This window comes from Streptosporangium sp. NPDC003464, assembly GCF_053588315.1.
Window position 1 is genome coordinate 1 of sequence record NZ_JBSFPS010000061.1, and the last position, 25,777, is coordinate 25,777.

Sequence of the window (25,777 nt, forward strand, 5' to 3'; positions counted from 1 at the left end):
CGAACGGTGTGCTCGCCGGTAACCAGGTGGTGGCGCCGATCACGGCGCCGATCAACATCTGCGGCAACGCCGTCGCCGTGCTGGGTGACGCCGCGGCGGGCTGCCTGGGAGGCTCCCACGTCGGCGGGCCGGGCGGCGGGCACCACGGCGGGCACCACGGCTACGGCCACTGGGCCCAGCGGGTCGGCGGCCGCGCCGGCGGCGGCCTCGTGCCCGCCCTCCCCGTCATCCCGGCTCTCAGCGGCGCCCAGAGCGCGGGCAAGGCCGTCCCGGGTCTCGGCGGCGCCCAGGGCGCGGGCAAGCCGGGACGGCGTGCGCACGGCGCCGGGCTGCCGCAGCCGCCCCTCGTCGGCGAGGTGCGGGACATGGCCGGCCTGCCGGAGCTGCCGGTCGTTCCCGGCACCCCGATGGCCGCCCAGGACGTGCGGCAGAAGGCCGGTTCGCCGCTGGCCCCCGCGACCGACCTGGTCTCCTCCACCCCGATCGGCGGAGCGCTCCCCGTGGGCGACCTCGGTCTGATGAGCGCCGCTCAGCCCGCGGGGGTGACCGGAATGAACTCCGGCTCGCTGGCCGTCCTGCTGCTCGGTGCCATGGCCGCCGCGTCCGCCGCGCTTTTCGCGACCGCCCGCCGCATCCGTTTCGGCCGGAAGTAAGACAGTAGTAACTCTCCAGCCATGTCCCCTCGGATCAACCGAGGGAGGCGCACAGACGCTTCACCGGTAGCGAGGGAGAGTGGCGGTTCCGGACCGCCCTCTTCCCTTGTACGGCGAGGCAGAGAAGCTTTGCCCGTTCCGGGGGCGCGGCCCGGGACGGGCAAAGCCATGTCCGGGGCCGGCGGCCCTCACCGGGGTGACCGGGGCGTGCGCAGAGTCACATCGTCCTGGTCACACGTATGATCTTGCGACGCAGGCGGACGTCCCGGCGGCCGTCGGGATACAGTCTCAGGCGGTCGAGTTCCCAGTCGCCGTATTCTGCATGTTCGGTGAGAATCTGCCGGGCGGCGTCTCTGGAGGTGCCACGCGGAAGATGGAGAACCAAGTAGGAGTAGTCGAGCACAGCGATTAGTCTCCGAGGGTGGGCTGGGGGACGTCGGCACTCATAGGGCTTTATTGTGCGTCCTTGCGGCTTTCCTTGGGAGTGTGCCCGATCCAGACCGGGTAACCCGAGGGGAAGAAAACGGGGAACCAATGCGAACAGCGAGGTAGGAAGCAGCGTGCCAGCCAAGAACGGCAACGCCGGCGGAACCCGCCTGGTGATCGTCGAGTCGCCTTCCAAGGCGAAGACCATCGCTGGGTACCTCGGCCGCGGCTACGTCGTGGAGTCCAGCATCGGGCATATTCGCGACCTCCCCGAGAAGGCCGACGACATCCCCGAGAAGTACAAGGGTGAGTCGTGGGCCCGCCTGGGCGTCAACGTGGACCACGAGTTCGAGCCGCTCTATGTCGTCAACCACGACAAGAAGGCGCAGGTGAACAAGCTCAAGCAGCTGCTTAAGGACGCCGACGAGCTCTACCTGGCCACTGACGAGGACCGGGAGGGCGAGGCGATCGCCTGGCATCTGCGCGAGGTGCTCAACCCCAAGGTGCCGGTGCACCGCATGGTGTTCCACGAGATCACCCCGCGGGCGATCCAGGACGCGGTGGCCAACCCGCGTGCCCTGAACCTGCGGCTGGTCGACGCCCAGGAGACCCGGCGCATCCTCGACCGCCTCTACGGCTACGAGGTCAGCCCGGTCCTGTGGAAGAAGGTCAAGCCCCGCCTGTCGGCCGGCCGCGTGCAGTCCGTGGCGACCCGGCTGGTCGTGGAGCGCGAGCGTGAGCGCCTGGCGTTCACCAGCGCGAGTTACTGGGACCTGCAGGCGCTGTTCGACACCGGCCGCCCGGAGTCCCCGCGCGAGTTCACCGCCACGCTGACCGGTGTGGACGGCAAGCGCGTCGCCCAGGGGCGTGACTTCGCGAGCAACGGCGCGCTCAAGAGCGCCGACGTGGTCCACCTGGACGAGCAGGCGGCACGGGCCCTGGCAGGGCGGCTGACCGATACGGCCTACAAGGTCAACTCGGTCGAGCGCAAGCCGTACACCCGCAAGCCGTACGCGCCGTTCCGGACGACCACGCTGCAGCAGGAGGCCAGCCGGAAGCTGGGCTTCTCGGCGAAGTCGACCATGCAGATCGCCCAGCGCCTGTACGAGAACGGCTTCATCACCTACATGCGTACCGACAGCATCACGCTGTCGGAGACCGCCATCGCCGCCGCGCGCAGCCAGGCCATCAAGCTGTACGGCTCGGCGTACGTGCCCGACAAGCCGCGTGTCTACGCCAGCAAGGTGAAGAACGCCCAGGAGGCGCACGAGGCGATCCGTCCTTCGGGCGAGGAGTTCCGCACGCCGGGCGAGACCGGGCTGAGCGGCGACATGTTCCGGCTGTACGAGCTGATCTGGCAGCGGACCGTCGCCTCCCAGATGAAGGACGCGGTCGGCGAGTCGGTCAGCGTCAAGGTGGGCGGCACCTCCAGCTCCGGCGAGCGGGTCGAGTTCGGCGCCACCGGCCGGACCATCACCTTCCACGGCTTCCTCAAGGCCTACGTCGAGGGCGCGGACGACCCGTCGACCGACCGCGACGACTCCGAGAAGCGCCTGCCCAACCTGGACGAGGGCGACCGCCTCACCGCGGCCGAGCTCAACGTGCTGGCGCACGCCACCAAGCCGCCCGCGCGCTACACCGAGGCCTCGCTCATCAAGGAGCTGGAGGACCGGGAGATCGGCCGTCCCTCGACCTACGCGTCGATCATCGGAACGATCCTGGACCGCGGTTACGTCTTCAAGAAGGGCACCGCGCTGGTGCCGTCCTTCCTGGCGTTCGCGGTGGTCAACCTGCTGGAGCAGCACTTCGGTCACCTCGTCGACTACGACTTCACGGCCGACATGGAGAAGGTCCTCGACGACATCGCCAACGACCGGGCGGAGCGGGTGCCCGAGCTGCGCCGCTTCTACTTCGGCGAGGAGGGTGACGAGGGCCTGAAGGAGCTGGTGACCGATCTCGGCGAGATCGACGCCAAGGAGATCAGCTCCTTCCCGATCCGGGGCACCGACATCATGATCCGGGTGGGCCGTTACGGCCCCTACCTGGACCGTGAGGGCGCCCGGGTGAACGTGCCCGAGGACCTGGCACCCGACGAGCTCACCGCCGAGCGGGCCGAGGAGCTGTTCTCCCGCCCGACGGGCGACCGGGAGCTGGGCAAGGACCCGGTGACCGGCAACGTGATCGTGGCCAAGGACGGCCGCTACGGCCCCTACGTGACCGAGATCCTCCCCGAGGAGCCGCCGCCGGCCGAGGGCAAGAAGAAGGTGAAGAAGGCAGACGCCCCCAAGCCGCGCACGGGGTCGCTGCTGAAGTCGATGTCCCTCGACACGATCACCCTCGACGACGCGCTGAAGCTGCTCTCGCTGCCCAGGAAGCTCGGGGAGATCGACGGTCAGGAGGTCACGGCGCAGAACGGCAGGTTCGGTCCCTACGTGAAGAAGGGCACCGACTCGCGCTCGCTGGCCTCCGAGGAGGAGATGTTCACGGTCACGCTGGAGCAGGCCGCGGCGCTGTTCGCCCAGCCCAAGGCCCGGGGCAGGCGCGCCGCCGCGGCGCCGCCGCTGCGCGAGCTCGGTGAGGACCCCGTCTCCAAGAAGCCGATCGTGGTGAAGGAGGGCCGGTTCGGTCCTTACGTGACCGACGGCGAGACCAACGCCTCCCTGCGCAAGGGCGACGAGGTCGAGCAGATCACCACCGAGCGGGCCGCCGAGCTCCTCGCCGACCGCCGCGCCCGCGGTCCGGCGCCCAAGCGGCCGACCCGCGCCAAGGCGAAGGCCAAGGCCTGACACAGGGCTCGGCGGGGCCGGGCGGGCCAGGCCGGGCTCTGGCCGACCCTGGCCGTCCTGCCGGGCCCCGGTCGGGCCTGGCAGGACGCACCCGCCTCGCGTGACCTCAGGGGGCGGGTGCCGTCCGCGTCGCCCTGAGGTCACGCCCTGAGGCGCTGCCCCGAGCGTTGCCCTCAAGCGCCGCCCTGAACCTGAAGCGCTGTCCTGAAGCGCCGCCCTGAAGCGCCGCCCTGAGCGCCGCCCTGAGACGCCGCCCCGAGCGTTGCCCTCAAGCGCCGCCCTGAATCTGAGGTGCTGTCCTGAACCTGAGGCGCTGTCCTGAAAAGGGAACGGATCCGCCGCCCCGGGCGTTCTTCGGAACGCGCCGGGTACGGCGGGCGGGCTCGGCGCGGGAGAGATGGACGGTGACGATCGTGGGGTTCGTGTCGCTGGTCGTGGGAGCGGTGGCGCTGATCCACTACTACCTCTGGCGCCGCCTGGTCCGCGCCACCACGGTCGCGGGCCGGACCCGCCGGGTGCTGACCTGGGTCCTGGCCGGTCTCGCCGTGCTCGTCCCGGTGACGCTCGTCGGCTCGCGTAGCCAGTGGGGGCACTTCCTGGCCTGGCCGGGCTTCTTCTGGATCGCGATCATGTTCTATCTGTCGGTGTTCCTGGTCCTCCTGGAGATCCCCCGCGCGCTGGCCCTGCTCGCCCTGCGCCGTTCCGACCGCCGCCGCGCCGAGGCCCGCCTCGCCCCGCGCCCGGCCGACGGCCAGGACCGCGCGGCCCGGCGCCCCGAGCCCGCGTTGACCGCCCCGGTGTCGGGGTCCGCCGCGAGTGTGCCGGGCTCCGGGCCCGCGCCGGCCGGTCCGGGGGAAGGCTCGGAGGGCGGTGCCGCGGCCCCGGCGGGAGGCGGGCCGGAGGAGGCGATCGGCCGCAGGCTCTTCATCACCCGTACGGCCGCCGCCGTCGCCGGGGTGGGGGCCCTGGCCACGGTCGGGTCCGGGATCAGGACCGCCCTCGGCGACCCGGTGATCGAGTCGGTCAAGGTCGCCCTGCCCAGGCTGGATCCGCGTCTCAGCGGCCTGAGGTTCGCGGTGGTCAGCGACATCCACCTGGGCCCGCTCACCGGCGTCGGGCACACCCAGCGCATCGTCCGCATGATCAACTCGCTGGAGGCCGACGTGGTCGCCATCGTCGGCGACCTGGTCGACGGCACGGTCGCCGAGCTGGGACCGCTGGCCAGGCCGTTGAAGGGTCTCGAATCCCGCTACGGCGCATACTTCGTCACCGGCAACCACGAATACTACGCCGCCAACGGCCCGCAGGAGTGGATCGAGGAGCTCCGCGGCCTCGGTGTCCGCCCGCTCGGCAACGAGCGCGTCGAGATCGCCCACCGGGGAGCCGTGCTCGACCTCGCCGGGGTCAAGGACATCAACGGCACGGCCTCGGGCGACGGTCCCGACTTCGAGCGGGCGCTCGGCGGCCGGGACCGCTCCCGGTCCACGGTCCTCCTCGCCCACCAGCCGGTCCAGGCCGTCCAGGCAGCCGAGTACGGTGTCGACCTCCAGCTGTCCGGCCACACCCACGGCGGCCAGATGGTCCCCTTCAACCTGATCGTCCCGTTGCAGCAGCCGGTCGTCTCCGGTCTTGGCGAGGTGGACGGCACCCAGGTCTACGTCACCCGGGGCGCGGGCTTCTGGGGGCCGCCCGTCCGGGTCGGAGCCCCGCCCGAGATCACCCTTCTGGAGCTCCAGGGCTAGGAGACTCCGGCACCGGGGGGTTCTTTTCACGGAGGCCGCCTGCGGGGGACAGTCCGTACGTATTACCCTCATGCGACGAGCAGCCGGGCATATCCACCTGGCTCATGTTTTCCCCAGCCCAGCGAGCACCTGGATACGCTGACATCATGACCACCCCTGGCCGGAACACCGCGCGCCGCAAGTCCCCCCACGTGCTGGCCAACGCCCCGTTCCGCAAGCTGTGGACGGCCATGTCGGTGTGCAGCCTCGGAGACTGGCTGAACATCATCGCGTTGACCGCCCTCGCCGGAAACCTCACCAGCGGGGCCGGTTACCAGGCCCAGAGCCTGGCGATCGGCGGCGTCTTCGTCGCGAAGATGCTCCCGGCGATCCTGCTGGGCCCGCTCGCGGGCGCGTTCGCCGACCGGTTCGACCGCCGGCTGACGATGTTCTTCTCCGACCTGCTCCGCTTCGCGCTGGTCCTGTCGATCCCGCTGATCGGCAACTACCAGTGGGTGATCATCGCCACATTCCTGGTCGAGTGCGTCAACCTCTTCTGGGTCCCGGCCAAGGACGCCACGGTGCCCAACCTGGTGCCCAAGGAGCGGCTGGAGGAGGCCAACCAGCTCAACCTGCTGGTCACCTACGGCACCGCCCCGGTGGCCGCGCTCCTGTTCGCCGTGCTGTCGGTCGCCGACGACGCCCTGGGCAGGTTCGTCCCCTACTTCGCCGACCGTGACACCTATCTGGCGCTGTTCATCAACGCCTTCGCGTATCTGGTGTCGGCCCTCATCATCTTCATGCTCAAGGACATCCCGAAGGCCGGCGGGGGGACCACCGCGATCTCCACGCCGTCGGTGCTCCGGCAGATCATCGACGGCTGGCGCTTCGTGGGCGGGAACCGGCCGATCCGGGGTCTGGTCATCGGCATGCTCGGCGCGTTCGCCGCGGGCGGCGCGGTGGTCGGCGTCGCCAAGATCTACGTGGTGGCGCTGCAGGGCGGCGACGCGGCCTACGGCGTGGTGTTCGGCGCGGTCTTCGTCGGCATGGCCTCCGGCATGTTCTTCGGTCCCAGGCTGCTGCGCGAGCTGTCCCGGCGGCGGCTGTTCGGACTGTCGATCATCGTGGCCGGAGTGGTCCTCGCCGCGATCGCGCTCATCCACAACCTGGTGATCGTCGTCCTGCTCACCGTGATGCTGGGGGCGTGCGCCGGGACCGCCTGGATCATCGGCTACACCATGATCGGGCTGGAGGTGGAAGACAGCCTGCGCGGCCGTACGTTCTCCTTCCTGCAGTCGCTCGCCCGGGTCACCCTGCTGCTGGTGGTCGCGGTCGCCCCGACGCTGGCGGGCCTGTTCGGCAGGCACGACATCGTCATCGGCCGGGAGACGTTCTACCAGTTCGACGGGTCCAACCTGGTGCTGCTGATCGGCGCGCTGCTCGCGGTGGCCGTCGGGTTCCTCGCGCTGCGGCACATGGACGACCGCAAGGGCGTGTCGCTCGTCTCCGACCTGGTCGCGGCGGTGCGCGGCGAGCGGTTCACGCCCGAGGAGGCCGAGCAGCCGCGCGGGATGTTCATCGCGTTCGAGGGCGGCGAGGGGTCGGGCAAGACCACGCAGTCGAGGCTGCTGGCGATCTGGCTCCGGGACCAGGGTTTCGACGTCGTGCAGACCCGGGAGCCGGGTTCGACCAAGGTGGGCATGAGGCTGCGCGCGATCCTGCTGGACGCCGTGCACCAGGGGCTGTCGGCGCGCTCGGAGGCGCTGCTGTACGCGGCCGACCGGGCCGAGCACGTGGAGAAGGTCATTCGGCCGGCGCTCTACCGGGGTTCGATGGTGATCTCCGACCGTTACGTGGACTCCTCGCTGGCCTACCAGGGTGCCGGCCGGGCCCTGGAGCCGGGCGACGTGGCGAGGATCAACAACTGGGCCACCGGGGGGCTCGTCCCCGACCTGACCGTGCTCATCGACACCCCGCCGTCGGTCGGCCTGACCCGGCTGGGCGGGGCCGCCGACCGGATCGAGTCCGAGCCGCTGGAGTTCCACGAGCGGGTCCGCCGCGAGTTCCGCTCGCTGGCCGCCGCCGACCCGGAGCGCTACCTGGTCGTCGACGGGACCCTCACCCAGGAGCAGATCTCCCTGCTCATCCATGACCGGGTCCGCGAGGTGCTGCCCGACCCGGTGCCACAGGAGTCGGAGGACGCCACCGGCACCATCCCCGTCATCCGTGACTGACACCGGCGGTAGGTTGAGGGCGTGGGAGTCTTCGATGACCTTGTGGGTCAGGAGCGGGCGGCCGTGACGCTCCGCCGGGCGGCGGCGGCCGGGGCCGAGCTCCTGGCCGGCGGCCCGGGCACCGGGATGACCCATTCGTGGCTGTTCACCGGGCCGCCCGGGTCCGGCCGGGAGGAGGCCGCGCGGGCGTTCGCCGCCGCGCTGTTCTGCCCCGACCAGGGGTGCGGCCACTGCGACATGTGCCATCAGGTGGCGGTCGGCTCCCACCCGGACCTGGAGATCGTCCGGCCGCAGGGGCTCTCCTACGGCATCAAGGACACCCGCCAGCTCATCCTCCGCGCGGCCGGGGCGCCCACCCTGGGCCGCTGGCGCGTCGTGCTGTTCGAAGACGCCGACCGTGCCACCGAGGGCGCCTCCAACGCGCTGCTCAAGGCGATCGAGGAGCCGCCGCCGAAGACGGTCTGGCTGCTCTGCGCGCCCTCCCCGGACGACATGATGATCACCATCAGGTCCCGCTGCCGGCTCGTCACGCTTGTCACCCCGCCCGCCGCCGCGGTCGCCCACGTGCTGGCCACCCGGGAGAACGTGCCCCCGGTGATGGCGGAGTTCGCCGCCAGGGCCGCCCAAGGGCACATCGAGCGGGCCCGCAGGCTGGCCCTGGACGAGGAGGCGCGCAAGCGCCGCGAGGCGGTGCTGTCCATCCCCGGCTCGCTCACCGGGGTGGGCGAGTGCGTGGCGGCCGCCGAGCGGCTGGTGAAGACCGCCGAGGACGAGGCCGCGGCCGTCACCTCGGTGCTGAACGAGTCCGAGATCACCGAGCTGCGCAAGATCTACGGTGAGGGGTCCTCGGGCAAGGGGCTCAACAGGGGCCTGATCAGGGGTGGGGCCGGAGCGCTCAAGGAGCTGGAGGACCGGCAGAAGTCCCGGGCCACCCGGACCAAGCGCGACGTCATCGACGCGGCGCTGCTCGACCTGGTGGCGTTCTACCGCGACGTGCTGGCGGTGCAGTTCGGCGCGCACGTGGAGCTGGCCACCGAGGACCGCCGGGCCGACCTGGAGGGTCTGGCCCGCGCCTCCACCCCGGAAGACACCCTGCGCAGGATCGACGCGATCATGCACTGTCGCGAGCGGCTGGCGGCCAACGTCAACCCGCAGATGGCCGTCGAGGCGATGACCATCTCGCTGCACCGGCCCCGGCTCTGATCCGGTCGGCGACCCGATCGGTGATCTGACTGATGATCTGGTCGGTGTCTCCGAGCAACCTGGAGGCGGTTCTGGCGTCTCCTGGTCATGCAGGCCGAAACCTTGGACCTAGGGAGACCGGAGCCCGCTGAGACGATCAGCGGGCTCTACGCCGAGCACGCGCTCGGGCTGACCCGGCTGGCCCTGGTCATGATCGGGGACCGTGAGTCCGCCGAGGACGTGGTGCAGGAGGCGTTCCTCGGCCTCCACCGCCGGTTCGACCGGCTGAGGGACCCGGACCGGGCACTCGTCTACCTGCGCAGTTCCGTGCTGAACAACGCGCGCAGCGTGCTGCGGCGCAGGCGGCTGCCCTCATGGTTCGCCGGGACCTACGCGCCGCCCGTCTGGTCGGCCGAGTCCGAGGTGATGCTCGGGGCCGAGCGCCGGGCCGTCATGGAGGCCCTTCAGCGGCTGCCGAGGCGCCGCCGTGAGGTGCTGCTGCTGCGTTTCTACGCCGAGCTGTCGGAGGAGGAGACCGCCCAGGCGATGGGGGTCAGCCGCGGCACCGTCAAGTCCACCACCCACCGGGCGCTGGACGCGCTCGGCCGTCTGCTGGGGGAGAACCAGTGAACGAGATCGTCAACCGGCTGCGGGACGCGGCCGGGGCCGTCGGGGAGGCCGTCCGCGACGTCCCCGCCTTCCGGCCGGAGGCACGCCGTAGCCGTAGGAGAAGACCGTGGCTGGTGCCGCTGGTGGCCGCGGCGGCGGTGACCGGGGTGATCGCCGGAGGGGTCGTGGCCGTCAAGGGGGGACCGGGCGAGGACGTCGCCGGGTCGACGGCCGCGGGAGCGGCTCCGGAGTATTACGCGGTGACCGGCGGTGACGGGATCACCTTCTACCGGGCGGACACCGGCCGGGCGGTGGGGAGCCTCCCGGGGAGGGACCCGGACAGGCGTTTCTCGCTGGTGGACTCCGCGCGGGGCGCGTTCTACGCCACGGTCAAGCTGGGCGCCTGCGAGGCGCTGTTCATGCGGGTGACGCTCGGCCGGGAGGGCGAGGTCCTGCGGGCCGACACGCTGCCGATCGCCGTGCCGGACGGCATGACGCCCACCTCGCTCGCGGTCAGCGCGGACGGCGTCAAGCTGGCCTACGGCCTGCAGACGTGCGAGGCCCCGGCCTCCGTCACCGGGCAGCTCGGGGTGACCGATCTGACCACCGGCAAGAGCCGGACGTTCGTCTCGCGCCACAACAGCGACGTCACGAGCGTGTCGATCACCGCGGACGGCCGGACGGTCGCCTTCCAGCGCGGTCCCGCCTGGTCCGGCCTGGATGGGAGCGTCACGGTCACGGCCACGCGGGCCCCGGATCCGGTGGCCTCCCCGACGGGACCGGTCCCCACGGCGACGGGGCCGGATCCGGTGTATGTGACCCCCACGCCGACACCCACGGGGCCGGTCCCCACGGCGACGGGGCCGGATCCGGTGTATGTGGCCCCCTCGCGGATACCCACGGGGCCGGGAGCCGCGCAGCCCGACGCGCAGCCCGAGAGGAAGCCGTCACAGACGTCCACCGCGCCGATGACCGCGCCCCCCGGCCAGCCGGCGGGCCCGGTGCCCACGGTGACCGTGACGGTCACGCCGGAAGCCCTCCCCCCGGATGAGAAGGGGGCCGTCGCCTCCGCGGCTCCCACGGAGCCCGCCAAGCCGTGGCCGTCGGAGCCCGCCAGGCCGTGGCCGTCGGAGACCGTGACGGCCCTGCCGGTGCCGGTCCCCACGATGCCCGAGGAGCGCCCCTCCGCCACGTTCGGGCCGGTGCCGCCCGGAGCCGAGCCGTTCGAGGTGTGGGTGCTCGACACCGAGGCGGCCGGGGAGGATCTGGACAGTGCGAGGAGGGTCGAGTTCAAGGCGGCTCCCGGCACGCCCACCGGCCTGCACGGGGTGCGGATCAGCGCGGACGGCCGGTCGTTCGTCGCCGCGCTGACCCGGACCGTCCAGGAGAAAACCGATCAGTCCACGGGTGGGGCGGGATCGGCCGCGATCGCGCTGTTCGACGCCGGGGACGGCCGTCAGACGGACGTGATCTACCAGGACGACCGGGGTGATCTGCGGCTCGTCGACGGGGACGCCTCGGGCGAGCACCTCGTCGTCCAGCGGGGGCCGGAGCTCGGGATGATCAGCTCGGGCCATTATCGGGCGCTCCCCGGCGCTGCGGAGCTCGGTGACGCGGGAAATCTGAGAATCGGCTGGTGAGGAGATGGGGGCCGTCATGACCCCGCGGCCCTCATCCCCCTTTTTCATCTCGAAGGGAACCAATCACAGCTAATGCCACTCAAAGGATGAGTGTGGATCGTTAGAATTCCCAGCGAATTTCCATACATTCGTTACGAATCTATTGGACAGTGTCCTGCTCTACGGGGATGAGCAGGAAGACCGGGGGACTTTTGAGGAGTATCGAAGCACGTCTAGAGGTGATGTCGCCGGGGGTCAGGCGGGCCGTCACCAGTCGAGTGGGCAACGACGACGTGCTGCGGATCGAGTGGCCGGAGCCGGTGGACGGAGAGACCGTCCTACGGCACGTGGAGACAGGAGAGGAGCGCGAGGGGACCGACCTCACCGGGCTGCGGCCGGGCATCTGGATGGCGTCACACCAGGGCGAACCCCTCGCCACCGATGATCCGGGATTCTCGCTGGACGGGCTGCTCGCCTACGCCGAGACGCCCCGCGACCGGGAGATCCGGGCATTCAGAACATCCATCGGCACCCTCGCCCTCACCGTGCGCATGGTCGAACCGTACGTCGAGGTGGCCACCGTGGTCTCCGACGACGGTGTGATCGAGGTCGAGGGCACGATCGCCTACGGCGAGCCGATCGAGGGATCGGCCAGGCTCCTGGCCGTGGCCAGGAAGGGGCCGGAGCCGGTGGGCGGACCGGCGCTCTTCCGGGGACGGCGCTTCGAGGGGGTCCTCCAGGTCGCGCCGATGGCCGAGACGCAGACGCGGCGGCGGGTCTTCTGGGACCTGCACGCCGAGGTCGCCGGAGTACGGCTGCCGCTGGCGGCCCGCCTCGACGACGTCACCGACAAGAAGACCAAGGTGCGCTTCCCCGCCCAGCGCGTGGGACAGATCAGGGCGCGGCCCTACTACACCGACACCGACAGCCTCGCCGTCGCGCTCACGGTCGAGGAGGAGACCTCGTGAAGATCTCCTTCCTGATCCTCAACGCCTACGGCATGGGGGGCACGATCCGGGCCACCTTCGACCTGGCCACCGAGCTGTCGGAGCGGCACGACGTCGAGGTGATCAGCGTCTTCCAGCACACCGACCTGCCCTTCCTGCCGCTGGGGTCCAGGGTCCGGCTGCGCTCGCTGGTGGACCTGCGGGAGGGGGCCAGGGTCCGCTGGCCGTACACCAAACGGGCGGAGCGGCTGAGCGAGCAGCCGAGCGAGCTCATCCACCCCGAGGAGCGCGCCTACGCCTCCTTCAGCGCGTGGAGCGACGACGTGCTCAGGCGCGAACTGCGGCGGCTCCGCACCGACGTGTTGATCACCACCCGGGCCGGGCTGAACATCATGGCCGCCAGGTTCGCCCGGCGGCGGACCGTCACGATCGCCCAGGAGCACCTGCACTTCGCGGCCCACCAGCCCGGCATCTTCGAGGAGATCCGGCAGTGGTACCCGAAGCTCGACGCGGTCGTCACCCTCACCGAGGCCGACGAGCACGACTACCGGACCATGCTCGACCGGGCTCGGACCCGGGTCTACACCATCGGCAACGGGCTGGCCGGAGGGCCGCGCCCCCGGTCCAGGCAGGACAACCGGATCGTGCTGGCCGCCGGGCGGCTGGTGCCGGTCAAGGGGTACGACCGGCTGCTGAGGGCGTTCGCCCAGGTGGTCCGGGAACGCCCGGACTGGAGGCTGCGGATCTACGGCGAGGGCCGGATCAGCGACAAGCTGGTCAGGCTGGCCGTCAAGCTGCGCCTGCACAACAACGTCACGTTCATGGGTCCCACCGGAGACATCGAGGGCGAGCTGGCCAAAGCCTCGATCCACGCGGTCAGCTCCCGGTTCGAGGGCTTCGGCATGACCATCATCGAGGCGTTCGCGTGCGGGGTGCCGGTGGTCAGCTTCGACTGCCCCCGGGGACCCCGGGAGATCATCACCTCGGGCCACGACGGGCTGCTGGTCCCGCCCGACGACGTGGACGCCCTGGCCGGAGGGCTGCTCAAGATGATCGAAGACGAGGAGGGCCGGCACCGGATGGCCCGCAACGCCCTGGAGACGGCCAAGGGCTACGACATCTCCATGATCGCGGAACGCTGGGAGAGATCCTTCGCCGAACTCGTCCGCTGAGCGGCCCCTGCGGGCCGGGCGGAATCGGTGAGCCGGGCGGAGCCTGCGGGCCGCGCGGAATCGGTGGGCCGGGCGGAGCAGCAGACGGCTCCGTCCGGCGTCTCTGTGATGTGAAAGCCGAACTGCTCTCCCACAGAGAGCCTCTGGCCGGCGACCGCGTCGACATCGCGACGCTGTTCGCCGAGCACCATCTCGGGCTGGTACGGCTGGCGCTCCTCATGGTGGGCGACCAGGCCACGGCCGAAGACGTGGTGCAGGAGGCGTTCGCCCGTACCCACGCGGGACGGCGCCGCCTGCGCGATCCCGGGCGCGCGCTGACCTACATCCGCTCGGCGGTGCTCAACGGCGCCCGTTCGGTGCTGCGCCGCCGGGCGGTGGCCTTCCGGCGGGCCGTGCCGTACGAGCCGCCCGTCTGGTCGGCCGAGCACGCGGCGCTGCTCGGCGAGGAGCGCCGCGAGGTGCTGGTGGCGCTGCGCGGGCTGCCCAGACGGCAGCGGGAGGCACTGACGCTGCGCTACTACTTCGACCTGTCCGATCTGGAGATCGCCGAGACCATGGGGATCGGTGCCGGTACGGCCCGGTCGACGATCGCGCGCGGGCTGGCCGCCCTCGCCCGAGTGCTGGGGGACCAATCATGACCGTCACCGAGAACCGCCTGCGCGAGGCCCTGTCCGCCGCCGCCGCGACCGCCGTCGACGTCCGCCCGCTGACCACCCCGGCCCGCCGCCGGTCCCGGGCCCCGTTCCGGACCGCCGCCGCCGCCCTGGCCGTCGCCGTGATCGCCTTCGGAGCCGTACGGCTCAGCGCCCCCTCCCCGGCCCCGGACGGTGAGGTCGCCGCCATGGCGATGAGCGCCGTCGAGCCGTCCGGAGCGCCCGAGGTCTCGGTCTTCCTCTGCAAGGACGGCGATCCCTTCCCGAACTGCGCGGGCAGGGGGATCACCGAGACGGAGCGGGAGGATCTCCGGCGGACGCTGGAGGGCCGGCCCGAGGTGGAGAGCGTCCTGTTCGAGGACCGGCAGCGGGCCTGGGAGAAGTTCCGGCGCCAGTACGAGGACGATCCGCAGATGCTCGCGGCGATAGTCCCCGCGGACATGCCGGAGTCGTTCCGCGCCCGGATCAGGCCGGAGACGGGTTCCAGGGCCGTGGCGCGGGCCGCGAGCGGGCTCCCCGGCGTGTCCGTGGTCGTCGACACCGCCTGCCTGCTCAAAAGGGCCTCCCTGGTGTCGCTCGCCAGGCGCATCCTCCTGGGAGCGGACGACGAGGAGAGGTGCTCCTTCACGGACAAGGGGAGGTGACCGCTTCACGGATTCACGGACTTCACCGATTTCGCGGACTTCGCGGACTTCGCGGACTTTATGGACAGGGGAGATGGCAGCGCGGGCAGGAGAGGCCGTCGTGCACGGGCACCATCGTGCACGGCGGGAGAGACGACCGTGCACGGCAGGACAGGTGGCCGGCTCCTGCCGGGGCGGTGAGGGTACGGCGCACACCCCCGACAGGTCCCGCTGCCGGAGCCCACGGGGACGGACTCGGCGCGTAGGGTGGCGGGGTGGGCGCTTAGCCGTACCCCCAGCAGCTTTGGAGCCACATGAGCATGATCATGGCCGTGAGCTTCACCCGTTACGGCCGTCTTTACTATCTCGATCCAGGCGAGCACAGCCCCAAGGTCGGCGACAAGGTGCTCGTGCCCACCGATACCGGGCCGGAGGTGGCCGAGTGCGTGTGGGCGCCGCAGTGGACCAGCGAGGAGGTCGGCGGCCTGCCGGTGTGCGCGGGCATCGCGGATGAGGAGCACCTGGCGCGCGACGAGGGCAACAGACGACGGCGGGCGGAGGCCCGGAGTGTCTCCAAGCGCCTGATCAAGCGGCACACGCTGCCCATGAAGGTCGTCGGCGTCGACTACCTCGACTCCGACAACGTCTACACCGTCTACTTCTCGGCCCCCCACCGCGTCGACTTCCGCGCCCTGGTGCGTGATCTGGCCCGCAACCTCCGCGCCCGGGTGGAGCTGCGCCAGATCGGCCCCCGTGACGAGGCCCGCCTCCAGGGCGGCATCGGCCCCTGCGGCCGTGACCTGTGCTGCGCGACCTTCCTCAAGGACTTCGAGCCGGTCTCCGTGCGCATGGCCAAGGACCAGGACCTGCCGGTCAACCCGCTGCGCATCGCGGGGGCGTGCGGGCGGCTGATGTGCTGCCTCAAATACGAGCATCCGCTCTACGTCGAGGCCAATGCCAGGATGCCCCGCCTCGGGCTGAAGGTGGACACCCCCGAGGGGCCGGGGACCGTGGTGGGACGCAACGTCCCCTCCGACTCGGTGACGGTCCGGCTGGAGGAGGGCGGACGGCGCTGCGCCTGCCCCTCCGCCTCGGTCTGCTCCCCGCGTAAGCAGCACGACGCGATGTACGGCGAGGCGGCGCCGGAGGCCGGGGGCGGCCCCGGCGACCCGAGAGATTTATCGTGAAGTGCCCGTGCGGTAGACCGAGGTGCGGGAACGAGAGATCAGGTGCCGGGGCACGGGAACGGGTGATCAGGTAATGGGGGCGCGGGCATGGCGGTGATCCGGATCGGTGGCACGGAGTTCGGCTACGACGAGGCCGGCAGCGGGCCGGCGGTCGTGCTGGTGCACGCCGGCTGCGCGGACCGGCGGATGTGGGACCACCCGTTCCGGGCGCTGTCCGAGCACTACCGGGTGATCCGCTACGACTGGCGCGGATACGGCGAGTCCGGTGACGCGACCGGCGAGTTCGCCTACCACGAGGACCTGCTGGCGCTGCTGGACGCCTCCGGAGTGGACCGGGCCACGCTGGTGGGCAGCTCCGACGGCGGCAGGACCGCGCTTGACGCCGCGCTCACCGCCCCGGAACGGATCACCGCGCTGGTCCTGGTCGCCCCCGGCCTGTCCGGGCACGAGTGGCCGCCGTCGATGCTCGCGCGCTACCGGGAGCGGGTGCACGACGTGATCGGGATCGACCGGCTCCGGAGCTACCGCGCGGGCGAGGTGGAGACCATCGACGTGGCGGAGCTGGAGGCCTACTCCGCGGCGGAGACGGAGTTCCTGGTGGCCGGGCCGGGCCGTACCCGCGACGACCTCGAGCCCCAGGTCTGGGAGCTGGCACTGAAGATGGACCGCCTGCTGAACGAGCGGTCCTGGACCGGGCCGCACGGCAGCGTGCGCGGCCTGCGGCCGCCGGCGAAGGAACGGCTCGCCGAAGTCGAGGCGCCGACCCTGGTGGTCACCGGGCTGGCCGACGTGCCGGAGATCCTGGAGGTGTCCGACCTGCTGGCCCGGGAGATCAGGAAGGTCCGCCGGGTCGACCTCCCGCAGACCGGCCACCTGCCGCCGCTGGAGCGCCCGGAGGAGTTCACCGCCATCCTGACCGACTTCCTGGCGACCCTCTAGAGCTTCCTGGCGACCCGCTGGAGACTTCCTGGCGACCTCTGGAGCTTTCTGGCGACCCTATGGAGGCCTCCGCCTTCACGGGTGAGCGTGACCAGGCCGTGGGGGAGCGCTCCAGGCGGCTGCGGTGAGGACCTCGGGCGCGACCGTCGCGCGGGCCCTGCCCGGTGCGGTGGCGACTCCGTCGAGGGGCAGGCCACCGGGGGTGTGCACGTAGTATTTCTCCGGAATGCGACCTGTCGCCGTCCCCTCCGAAAGGCACAGCGTGAGATTCCGCCGCATGGTCGCCGCCCTCACGGCGGTAGTGCTCTCCGCGACAGCCTGCACCGGCGCCGACCGGCGGGAGTCCGCCCTCGACTGGGCGGGCTGCGGCGACGGATTCGAGTGCGCGGAGCTGAGCGTGCCCCTCGATCACGACAGCCCCGGCGGTGAGCGGATCAAGATCAGCGTGATCCGGCTCCCCGCCTCAGGTGACCGGATCGGCTCGATCCTCGTCAACCCGGGCGGACCCGGCGGCTCCGGGGTCGAATACGCGCGTAGCGCGCGATCGGTGCTGAGCGAGGCCGTACGGGCCCGGTTCGACGTGGTGGGGTTCGACCCGCGCGGGGTCGGCGGCTCCTCGCCGGTCCGCTGTCTGTCGTCGAGCGACCTGGACGCCTATCTCGCGCTCGACACCTCGCCCGACTCTCCGGCCGAGGTCGCCGCGCTGGAGGAGGGCTCGCGGCGGTTCGCCGCCGGGTGCCAGGCCCGCTCGGGCAAGCTCCTGCCGCACGTCGGCACGGCCGACGCGGCCCGGGACATGGACCTGCTGCGCGCGGCCCTCGGAGACGAGGGCCTCACCTATCTCGGCAAGTCGTACGGCACGCAGCTCGGCGCGGTCTACGCCGACCTCTTCCCCGGCCGGGTCCGCGCCCTCGTCCTGGACGGCGCCGTGGATCCCTCGCTCTCCCCGCTGGAGCTGAACGCCACTCAGGCGCACGGGTTCGAGGTGGCCCTCGACGCGTTCCTCGAAAACTGCTTCACCGCCGGGGACTGCCCGTTCGACGGCCCGGTGAAGTCGGCCCGCGAGGAGATCGCCGGCCTGCTCCGCAAGGTGGACCAGGAGACCCTGGCCAACCAGAACGGCGACGGCCGTCAGATCGGCGAGGCCTGGACCACCCTCGGCCTGATCACCCCGCTCTACGACCGGCAGTCATGGCCGGCCCTCCGCCGGGCGCTCAACGAGGCGCTGGAGGGTGACGGGACCACGCTCCTGCGCATGGCCGACCTGTTGATCGACCGTCGCGAGGGCGGCACGTACTCCAACCAGACCGAGGCGAACATGGCCGTCAACTGCGTCGACGGCCGCTTCCCCCGTGACTCCTCCGCCTTCGCCACGGCGGCACGCGACGCCGCCGGCGACGCGCCGCTGTTCGGCCCGTCCGTCATGTGGTCGTCGCTGCCCTGCGCCTACTGGCCGGTCGGGGGAGAGTCCCGCGGGAAGGTCGACGCGCCCGGCGCCGCCCCCATCATGGTCGTCGGCACCGAACGCGACCCGGCCACGCCGTACGCCTGGTCGGAGGCACTGGCCGACCAGCTCTCCTCAGGCGTGCTGGTCGGCTTCGACGGCGATGGCCACACCGCCTACCTGACCGGCTCGTCCTGCGTGGACCGGCTCGTCGACGACTACCTGATCAACCTGGCTGTCCCCAAGGACGGAACCTACTGTCCCAAGATCGGTTGATCCGGGAGGCGCGGGAAGCCCACGAAAGCCTGTAGACTGCCGTAGGCCACGTGAAACACGCGGCACGCCGCCTTAGCTCAGTCGGCCAGAGCACTTCACTCGTAATGAAGGGGTCTGGGGTTCGATTCCCCAAGGCGGCTCCAGCTCAGAGGCCCTCACCGGGATCCGGTGGGGGCCTTTTGCTAACACCCTTGCTAACAGCTGTCATGATCAACCTCTGCGCAGTTTGTAGGGGAAGTGAGATGCTGTCACTCCCGGGAACACTCGCGGCTACTACGCGCAGTCGCTTACTGGGGAACTCTGGGTAGGAGCCCCACCGATCAAAAGCGAAAGCTGGCTTGTGCCGTTGCTGTCCTTGACCCCATAGGTGCGCAGCAGCGACTCGAATGGGATCTCGACGGGATCTGCCCCGGTTGACCAGTCTTTGCCGCCCTTCCGTACGATGGCTTGCCAGCTCTCTCGCGGCGAGACGCTGAATGAGCGCTGTGTACATGGCTCAATGTTGACTTCCCAGTTCTCAGGCGAGTGGCGGTCGCGTGCCAATGAGAAGAAGACGACGCTTGCCATTGCAGAGTTGGCGTTTCGCACGGTTACCTGCAGTCCCTCAGGGACGGTGTAGGTCACCACGGCGACCCGGCCGACGAAGTCCGCATCACGACGCGAGTCTTCTCGATCGAGCTGTGAGCGCCACTGCCAGAGCCCAAATCCGAGAGTAGCAACTGTCACGACAGTCATAACGACGTTGATGCGGTGGGACATGGGAAGAGTCGTGAGCCAACCCAGCCCAACACCGATGACAACCACGCCAAGGAAAACGGCTACCCATACCGAGAGGAGCCCGAGCCCAAAGGGCAACTCAAGGTCAGACGTGAACAACGTACAGCCTTCCCCGGAACGTAAGCCCTTGGAGGGCGACGATACCGAAAGCAATGAGGAGGTCGATCAGTAGATCCCCGAGGTCCCCGAGCAAGCACGCCTCCGCTGAGGTCCATGATTCGCATGGCAACAAGTGGGTAACGGTGAAGAATGTCTACAGGTTCCCACTTTGTGGCCTTTGGCGGCTGATGATCTCTGCTTGAACTACGACCTGTCCACGCCAGAGGCCCCGGTGATGGTCACCAGGGCCTCTGATCTGCGTTATTGCTACCGACTGTTGTTCAGGGACTTGGCGAAGATATCGGCGGCGGCGGTTTCAGCGGAGCGGATCACGTGGGCGTAGACACGGAGGGTGATGGCAGGATCGGCGTGGCCGAGGCGGGCGGCGACCACGTGGACCGGGACGCCGGCCAGGAGGAGCGTGGTCGCGTGGATGTGCCGAAGGTCGTGGAGACGGGCGTAGGGCAAGGGGTTGGCCGGAGTTTGACTCTTGTCCTCCGGTTCGTTGTACGCCTTGATCAGCTTGCTCGGTAGCGCCGTCACGGTGGTCGGGTAGATGGGGCCACCCCAGGCAGTTGTGAAGACATGGCCGTTCTCCTCACCCTTCCAGGCGTCACTGACCCGGAGTCTCTCGGCTTCCTGCGCTTCCTGGTGCGTCCAGAGGACGTTGACCGTCCCCTCGTCGAGGGTGACCACGCGAGTCCGACCGCTCTTCGTGGTGCCCGCGATGTGCTCGCCGTCGACAACGCCCGTCGAGCCCTTGATGGCGATCTGCTTCCCCTCCAGGTCGACGTCAGACCACCGCAGGTTCAGCAGTTCACCCCGCCGTGCGCCCGTGTAGGCGGCCAGATGGAAGAAGGCGAACAGCCGATGCGAGCGGGCCAGCCCGAGGAAGGTCCGGAGCTGTGCCGGGGTCCAGATCATGCCTGGTTCCTTCCAGTCCTCGCGGGGGCGCTTGGCCTTATCGACGGGCGAGCTGCTGATGTACTCATGGACCTCGACCGCGTCACGGAAGGCCCGGCGAAGGATCGCATGCGTGTGGACGACGGTGGACACCGCCAGCGGCTTCCCGCCACGTCCGCCCCTGGCCAGGAGATCCCGGTAGAGCTTGGTGATCGTGGCGGGTCGGATCGCCTGGAGTCTTGTCTTGCCGATGAAGGGCTTGATGTACAGGCGGATGGAGATCCGGTAGTCCTCAAGCGTCCCCGGCTTGATCTCCATGGCGTGGTCCTCGATCCAGTCATCGAGGTATTCGCCAACGGTGATCGTGTTCCGGTCGACGTACTCACCCCGCCGGGCGCTTACCCGTGCCTCGTCACGGGCCTCTTTGGCATCGTCCTCGGTGGCGAAACCACCGACCCACTTGGGCTTGCTCTCGCCGGTCTCGGGGTCCTTGACGCGGATCACGTAGGACCAGGTGGTCCCGCGCTTCATGACCCCGTCACGGAGCTTGGGAGCGGTCTTCTTGTTCGGCTTGTCGGAGGCGCCGACGAGGGACTTGGTCATGCCGCACGCTCCGCTGAGGTCAGGTGGTCGATGTAGTCGTGAAGAGCTGAGAGAGGGATCCGCCTGGAACCGTCGATCTGGAGCGAGGCGACCGAGCCGGAGGCGAGGAGTTGATAGAGCTTGCTCCGGGAGATCGCCAGAGCCGCAGCAGCCTCGGGAACGGTGAGGAGAAGGGGAGTCATGAGCCACCCCCGGAAGGGGGAAGCGGATCAGTCAGAGGGGCTCCGGTAAGCGCGGCTACCAGAAGCGCGTCACCAGCGGACAGGCCCTTTCCGGCGTACTCCCAGTGGGAGATCACGAGGACGGTGTCCTCGTCGAAGCGGGGCAGGCGGCCGGTAGTGATGGCCTCCCCGCGGACAAAGGCGGCACGGGCGGCGCGGAGTTTGCCGAGGGTGGTGGAGTAGCGGCGCGATTTGGTGGAGAAGTGGCCGCGGAAGCCGAGCATGTGGGCCCATTTGATGAGCCGGAGGTCGGCCAGTTCGTCGAGGGCGCCCAGACGCATGCACTCGGCGATAAGTCGCCGGGGGTGGTCGCGGAGGTCGAAGGCGGTCAAGTCGTCGAGGGGATTGATGCGCCGGTCCAGGGTGCCGACGCATTCGGCGGCCTTGGTGGCGTACTTGGCGATGTAGGCGGCCACGGCCTGCTCGGTGAGGTCGCCGTCCATGGTGATCTCGCGGGTGTCGAGCTGGGCGCCCCAGCGCAGGACGCGGGCGGGTTCGTCGTCTGCGGCGGGGGTGGTGACCGCGACGGCTGCGGCGGCGTGCCGTACGGCGTCGGCCAGGGCGTCAGCGGTCGCCCAGGCCGGAGGAGCCGAGGTAGGCCCGTCGGGGCCGTCGAGGCGGATCACGGCGTGGAAGTGGACGACACCGCGCCGCTGGTACTCGGCGACCTTGGCGAAGGAGATCACGGCCTGCTCGCGGAGTTCGCGGAGTGTCAGGCCCCCGAGCTTGGCGACGCGCCGGCGCAGAGCTTCGGTGAAGCGCCGCCACAGTTCCGGGGACATGGCGTTGAACAGCACGCTGCCCGCGTAGTCGTAGCAGTCCGGGCAGAGCGGTTCACCAAGGCACTCCTCGTCGGCCCCATGCCGTGCCGTGCAGGACATCACCGTGCCGTGCGGGCAGGTGGCCGCGTCGCGCCGGGCGTGGCAGGGAAAGACGGTGCCGTTCTTCTCTCGCCGGGTGTGGACGGGCCCGAAGGACGGGGCGGTGAGGGTGACGAACAGGCAGGGGTGGGCGGTGACCGAGGCCGGGACGCCCTTGCCGCCGACGAGGCCGGCGCGGATGAGTTGGTAGGTGTCGGCCCGGTAGGTCTCGGCGCAGGCCGGGCAGCGACTCACGCGGCGGGTCTTGCAGGGGACGCGCAGGACGCCATCCGGTTCGGTGGCGGTGCTGTAGCTGTGAAGACGCTGGCCGGTGGCGGGGTCGACGTGGTGGACGTGGCCGCGGAGGTGGATGGGCTGTCGGCAGCCGCCGGTACGGCGGATCTGGGCGGCCCAGCGGGCGTATTGGGGGTCGTGGAGCCGGGTGATGAGGCCGGCTACCGCGTAGGTGCTTGGCATGATGGGTGTGTCCCTTCCGGGCTTTCGAGGTTCGGTGCGGGATGGCCCCCGACGTGGCGGACGTCTTGGCGGATGTGTGGTCACGCCGGGGGCGCCGAGGCTCAGCAGAAGCCGAGTCCCTCGCAGTGCTGACAGGTCTGGCCGTGGCTGTCGACGCCGGTCCCGCCGCAGTGGCAGCACAGCCAGCGCTTGGGCGCGATGTCGACGGGCGGGGCGTCGTGGTCGTCGGTCATGTGATCCATCTCCCGGTGTCGCGCTTGGGGGCGGTGTTGATGAACACGCGCCAGGTATGGGGTCGCTCGTGGAGTGGCATGATCGGCGATATCTGGCCGACCGGAAGGATCGTGCGGATCTTGTTGGCGGCGTAGGCGAGTTCGGCGTAGGTGCCGTCGATGCGGATGCGCATGGGGGATCTCCTTGGTCAGGCGGCGCGGGCAGGGGTGCCGGCGGCGGGGGTGATGGGGGCGGGGTCGATGCAGCCCACATACGAGGTCTCGGCCTCGTGGCGAGCGCGAGCGGTGGCGAAGATGCCCACGGCCGTGTACTCGACCGGCCCGAAAGCCAGGCAGGTCCGATAGTGGCCGTGGTCCAGGTCGCTGGTGTCGACCTCGGTGCCGAGGAGCGTGGCGATGGTGTCGATCTCAGCGCGGATGGCGGGGTCGGTTCCTCGGGGGTAGTAGGAGAGCCCGGTAAGCGAGGGGGCGGGGACGTCGGGGTTGGCCTCCAGGAAGGCGGCCAGGTCGCGCAGGCCCTTGATGAGGGCGGCGCGGGGGGCGGTGGTCATGGCGGTTCTCCTTTGCGTTCAGGCGGGATCGGGACTGTCGCGCAGGGTGCGCAGCAGGTCGGAGGCGAGTTGGCTGGACACCCCGAGCCGGGCGCGTAGGGTGTCGCGGGTGATCGGTTTGCCGTGCCGGTTCTGGTGTTCGTCGGCGACCCGGCGGGCGTAGTCGAGGAGCGCGTCCGTCGGTCCGGTGTCGTTCTGGCCGTTCTCTGCGCCGTTCTGGCCGGGTACGGCGGAGCCGGGGAGCAGGACGGGCGTCGCGGGTTCGGCCGGGGGTTCCGGTACGGCGTCCGGGACGGGGACGAGCTCCGGGGACGGTTCGGGACGGGGTTCGGAGGCCCGCCGTTCGAGCATGGAGACCGCGATCAGGAACGCGCCGGCCGGGGTCGCGGCGGTGATCCATCCCCAGGCGGAGGGTTCGGCCTGGGCGAGGTTCGCCGCCAATGACAGGGTGATCCCGCCGACCAGGACGAGGGTGGGCCAGGAGACCCAGCCGTCTCGCTGGCGGCCGTTCTTCTTGTCGCGCTGCCGTTCTCGGGCGGCCATGACACAGGTGAGGTCGACGCAGACGGCCACGGCCCAGGCCATCCAACCGGACTGTCCGTGTTCGGTGGCGGTGTCGCGGATGTGGGTGAAGCTGCCTGCCCCAGCGATGAGCGCGAGGATGAGAACCGGTGCGGAGTCGGCCAGCCGTACGGCCAGGCAGGGCGCGGTCGTGGTCATGGTCGGGTCTCCTTTCCGGGGGTTAGGCGGCGAGTTCGGGGGTGTCGGCGCCGGGCAGTTCGTGGCCGAGGCCGGAGGCGGCAACCTGGTTCCAAGAGGGGGTGACGTCGGCGTAGGTGTCGGCGGCCTGTTCGGCGGCGGTGGTGGAGACGTAGCCGGACCGGGCGCGATACCACCGGCCATCGGAGCCGGTGATCACGGCGACGCCGGGCAACTCCGGGGCGATGGAGCGGGCGGCGACCAGGGCGTCGGGGTCGAGGTCGCCCAGCGTCATCACCGCGGTTTCGGGGTCGTTGACCCGGTGGCAGACGCGCCCGCCGATCTGCGCCCGTAGCGCGGTGACGCCAGGGCCCAGATCGGAGCCGATCCGCTGGCCGGACAGCACCAGGTGAATCCCGAACGCCCGGCCGAGCTGGGCGATGCGCAGCAGGGCGGTAGCCGTACGGGTGACCTGGTCCTTTTCGGCCTTGTCGGCGGTGAGGAACAGCTCGGCCAACTCGTCGACCAGGACCACGACCGGGATGGGCCGGGCGGCGTCGGGGAGTTGCCAGATGTCGCGCACCCCGTAGCGGCGGCAGGCGAGCATCCGGGCGCCCATCACGGCGATCAGATCGCTGAGCAGGTCGAGACACTCGGCGCGGGTGGTGGCCAGTGCGGTCAGGCGAGCGGCGTAGGCCGACAGCTCCACCCCGCCCTTGAGGTCGAAGCCGACCAATGCGACCGGTTGCGGGGCCAGGCCGACGATGAGCGCGTTGATCAGGTTGGACTTGCCGGACTGGGTGGCGCCGGCGTTCATCCAGTGCGGGATGAGCCGCAGGTCCATCCGCCAGGCCGCGCCGGTCTCCAGCACTCCGACGATCGGCCGGAGCAGGTCTTCCGCGCGCCAGCCGTCCCGGGGTTCAGCCGGAGGTACGGCGGGCGCGACGTGGGCCAACGGGTCGCGGGTGATCCCCTGAAGGGTGACGCGGCCAGGCCGGGAGCCGACCACCCGGACCGCCTCGATCCGCCAGGCGTGCGCGAGCCGTTCGCAGACCTTGGCATAGTCGTCGGGCACCTGTCCGTCGAGCAGATGGAAGGTGATGCGGAAGCCGTCCCGCACCGGCCGGGGCAGGCCCATCCAGGGCTTGGTGTCGACCTCCACCCGCTGGAAGCGCCGCTTGACCCGGACGACGCCGGTCGAGGCGACCAGGCCGGGGACGGTGGTGAACCACCAGCGGTGCCGCTTCTTGGTCAGCCCGCAGCCGGAGGCCACGTGCCGCCAGGTCCAGCGCAGCCACAGGGCCTTGCGCGGGAAGACCAGCAGATACCAGTAGGAGACCGGAGCCCAGCGCCGCCAGACGATCAGCGCGACCAGGACGGCGAGGACCTTGAGTAAGGGATGTCCGAGGTCGATCACAGGTCCGCCCCCGTTCCGGTGGAACCGGCGGGGACGAAGGACTGCGCCCGGTAGGAGATGCCCCAGCGTCCGCCCTGCTCCCAGACGTAGCCGACCAGGCCGACCGGGACGACCTCCTCGCCGGCGATGATCTGCGGTTCGGGCGTGACGCTGACCTTGACCAGCTCCATGCGGCTGAACTCGTCTTCGAACAGGAGCGTGAGCTCGTACATGACGTTGCCGTCCTTGTCGCGCTTGATCTCGCCGGTGTCCTTGTTGACCAGGCGGGGCTTGGCGGGCTTGACGCAGGTGACCTGGAGCTTGGTGACGTCGACGGGGATGGGGATGGTGCGCATGATCGCTTCCTTTGCTCGATTGAACCCTTAGAAGACATAGAACGCTTAGAATTCTAAGTTGTCAATGAGTGCCTCGCAGACTTAGTTGGTTTCTTTACCGGGGTGTGCTCAACTGGAGGTGAGGCGAGGAG

Annotated in this window: 25 protein-coding genes and 1 tRNA gene; 15 read left to right on the forward strand and 11 right to left on the reverse strand. The window is 70.3% G+C overall.

Translation table 11 applies throughout. The features are described from left to right. Positions 1 to 653: chaplin family protein (locus ACWDS7_RS16100; protein WP_451929925.1), on the forward strand; the 653-nt coding region annotated here is incomplete at its 5' end. Between the two features lie 217 nt (positions 654 to 870). Here the strand turns inward: ACWDS7_RS16100 and ACWDS7_RS16105 are convergent. Further along, a complete protein-coding gene (locus tag ACWDS7_RS16105; protein ID WP_012895568.1) occupies positions 871 to 1,056 on the reverse strand; it encodes a DUF5703 family protein in 186 nt (61 codons plus the stop codon). Positions 1,057 to 1,213: 157 nt separating this feature from the next. Between ACWDS7_RS16105 and topA the strand changes: the two genes are divergently transcribed. The 14 genes from topA (at position 1,214) to ACWDS7_RS16175 (ending at position 18,614) form a co-directional block, all read left to right on the forward strand. Then, positions 1,214 to 3,865 carry a type I DNA topoisomerase gene (gene topA / locus ACWDS7_RS16110; RefSeq protein ID WP_451929926.1) on the forward strand — a complete coding sequence of 884 codons (2,652 nt, stop codon included), beginning with the start codon at positions 1,214 to 1,216 and terminating at the stop codon, positions 3,863 to 3,865. A gap of 404 nt (positions 3,866 to 4,269) precedes the next feature. Further along, positions 4,270 to 5,607, forward strand: a complete 1,338-nt coding sequence (locus tag ACWDS7_RS16115; protein ID WP_451929927.1) for a metallophosphoesterase — start codon at positions 4,270 to 4,272, stop codon at positions 5,605 to 5,607. 146 nt (positions 5,608 to 5,753) lie between these two features. Next, positions 5,754 to 7,820: a dTMP kinase gene (gene tmk / locus ACWDS7_RS16120; RefSeq protein ID WP_306861179.1), complete on the forward strand. Its 2,067-nt coding sequence runs from the start codon at positions 5,754 to 5,756 to the stop codon at positions 7,818 to 7,820. 21 nt (positions 7,821 to 7,841) lie between these two features. After that, the gene (locus ACWDS7_RS16125; RefSeq protein WP_451929928.1) at positions 7,842 to 9,023 is read left to right on the forward strand and encodes a DNA polymerase III subunit delta'; all 1,182 of its coding nucleotides are present in this window, start codon (positions 7,842 to 7,844) and stop codon (positions 9,021 to 9,023) included. A gap of 87 nt (positions 9,024 to 9,110) precedes the next feature. After that, the gene (locus ACWDS7_RS16130) at positions 9,111 to 9,632 is read left to right on the forward strand and encodes a SigE family RNA polymerase sigma factor (protein ID WP_451929929.1); all 522 of its coding nucleotides are present in this window, start codon (positions 9,111 to 9,113) and stop codon (positions 9,630 to 9,632) included. Next, complete coding sequence (locus tag ACWDS7_RS16135) at positions 9,629 to 11,251, forward strand: hypothetical protein (RefSeq protein ID WP_451929930.1); 1,623 nt, start codon at positions 9,629 to 9,631, stop codon at positions 11,249 to 11,251. Before ACWDS7_RS16130 ends, ACWDS7_RS16135 begins: the two co-directional genes overlap by 4 nt. A 221-nt stretch (positions 11,252 to 11,472) precedes the next feature. Then, entirely contained in the window at positions 11,473 to 12,198 is a 726-nt protein-coding gene (locus ACWDS7_RS16140; RefSeq protein ID WP_451929931.1) for a hypothetical protein, read from the forward strand. Continuing rightward, positions 12,195 to 13,349, forward strand: coding sequence for a glycosyltransferase family 4 protein (locus ACWDS7_RS16145; protein WP_451929932.1), 1,155 nt, complete (start codon positions 12,195 to 12,197; stop codon positions 13,347 to 13,349). Before ACWDS7_RS16140 ends, ACWDS7_RS16145 begins: the two co-directional genes overlap by 4 nt. Before the next feature lie 110 nt (positions 13,350 to 13,459). Further along, positions 13,460 to 13,987, forward strand: a complete 528-nt coding sequence (locus ACWDS7_RS16150) for a SigE family RNA polymerase sigma factor (protein ID WP_451929933.1) — start codon at positions 13,460 to 13,462, stop codon at positions 13,985 to 13,987. Continuing rightward, entirely contained in the window at positions 13,984 to 14,646 is a 663-nt protein-coding gene (locus tag ACWDS7_RS16155; RefSeq protein WP_451929934.1) for a permease-like cell division protein FtsX, read from the forward strand. The genes ACWDS7_RS16150 and ACWDS7_RS16155 overlap by 4 nt, the downstream gene beginning before the upstream one ends. 299 nt (positions 14,647 to 14,945) lie before the next feature. Further along, positions 14,946 to 15,812: a PSP1 domain-containing protein gene (locus ACWDS7_RS16160; protein WP_451929956.1), complete on the forward strand. Its 867-nt coding sequence runs from the start codon at positions 14,946 to 14,948 to the stop codon at positions 15,810 to 15,812. A gap of 87 nt (positions 15,813 to 15,899) precedes the next feature. Then, a complete protein-coding gene (locus ACWDS7_RS16165) occupies positions 15,900 to 16,751 on the forward strand; it encodes an alpha/beta fold hydrolase (RefSeq protein WP_451929935.1) in 852 nt (283 codons plus the stop codon). Between the two features lie 277 nt (positions 16,752 to 17,028). Beyond that, positions 17,029 to 18,471: an alpha/beta hydrolase gene (locus ACWDS7_RS16170; RefSeq protein ID WP_451929936.1), complete on the forward strand. Its 1,443-nt coding sequence runs from the start codon at positions 17,029 to 17,031 to the stop codon at positions 18,469 to 18,471. 66 nt (positions 18,472 to 18,537) lie between these two features. Continuing rightward, a tRNA-Thr gene (locus tag ACWDS7_RS16175) sits at positions 18,538 to 18,614 on the forward strand. Positions 18,615 to 18,744: 130 nt separating this feature from the next. Here ACWDS7_RS16175 and ACWDS7_RS16180 read toward each other — a convergent pair. From ACWDS7_RS16180 to ACWDS7_RS16225, 10 genes are all read right to left on the reverse strand, one after another. Further along, a complete protein-coding gene (locus tag ACWDS7_RS16180; protein WP_451929937.1) occupies positions 18,745 to 19,230 on the reverse strand; it encodes a hypothetical protein in 486 nt (161 codons plus the stop codon). A gap of 384 nt (positions 19,231 to 19,614) precedes the next feature. Next, positions 19,615 to 20,853, reverse strand: a complete 1,239-nt coding sequence (locus ACWDS7_RS16185) for a tyrosine-type recombinase/integrase (RefSeq protein ID WP_451929938.1) — start codon at positions 20,851 to 20,853, stop codon at positions 19,615 to 19,617. After that, a complete protein-coding gene (locus ACWDS7_RS16190) occupies positions 20,850 to 21,035 on the reverse strand; it encodes a helix-turn-helix domain-containing protein (protein ID WP_451929939.1) in 186 nt (61 codons plus the stop codon). The genes ACWDS7_RS16185 and ACWDS7_RS16190 overlap by 4 nt, the downstream gene beginning before the upstream one ends. Further along, positions 21,032 to 22,411: a replication initiator gene (locus ACWDS7_RS16195; protein ID WP_451929940.1), complete on the reverse strand. Its 1,380-nt coding sequence runs from the start codon at positions 22,409 to 22,411 to the stop codon at positions 21,032 to 21,034. The genes ACWDS7_RS16190 and ACWDS7_RS16195 overlap by 4 nt, the downstream gene beginning before the upstream one ends. 101 nt (positions 22,412 to 22,512) lie before the next feature. Next, positions 22,513 to 22,644, reverse strand: coding sequence for a hypothetical protein (locus ACWDS7_RS16200; RefSeq protein ID WP_451929941.1), 132 nt, complete (start codon positions 22,642 to 22,644; stop codon positions 22,513 to 22,515). Next, the gene (locus ACWDS7_RS16205; protein WP_355510468.1) at positions 22,641 to 22,817 is read right to left on the reverse strand and encodes a hypothetical protein; all 177 of its coding nucleotides are present in this window, start codon (positions 22,815 to 22,817) and stop codon (positions 22,641 to 22,643) included. The genes ACWDS7_RS16200 and ACWDS7_RS16205 overlap by 4 nt, the downstream gene beginning before the upstream one ends. A gap of 15 nt (positions 22,818 to 22,832) precedes the next feature. After that, positions 22,833 to 23,195: a hypothetical protein gene (locus ACWDS7_RS16210; protein WP_451929942.1), complete on the reverse strand. Its 363-nt coding sequence runs from the start codon at positions 23,193 to 23,195 to the stop codon at positions 22,833 to 22,835. A gap of 18 nt (positions 23,196 to 23,213) precedes the next feature. Then, the gene (locus ACWDS7_RS16215; protein WP_451929943.1) at positions 23,214 to 23,915 is read right to left on the reverse strand and encodes a DUF2637 domain-containing protein; all 702 of its coding nucleotides are present in this window, start codon (positions 23,913 to 23,915) and stop codon (positions 23,214 to 23,216) included. 22 nt (positions 23,916 to 23,937) lie between these two features. Further along, positions 23,938 to 25,311 carry an FtsK/SpoIIIE domain-containing protein gene (locus ACWDS7_RS16220; protein ID WP_451929944.1) on the reverse strand — a complete coding sequence of 458 codons (1,374 nt, stop codon included), beginning with the start codon at positions 25,309 to 25,311 and terminating at the stop codon, positions 23,938 to 23,940. Then, entirely contained in the window at positions 25,308 to 25,646 is a 339-nt protein-coding gene (locus ACWDS7_RS16225) for an SCO3933 family regulatory protein (RefSeq protein ID WP_451929945.1), read from the reverse strand. The genes ACWDS7_RS16220 and ACWDS7_RS16225 overlap by 4 nt, the downstream gene beginning before the upstream one ends. Positions 25,647 to 25,777 lie beyond the last annotated feature (131 nt).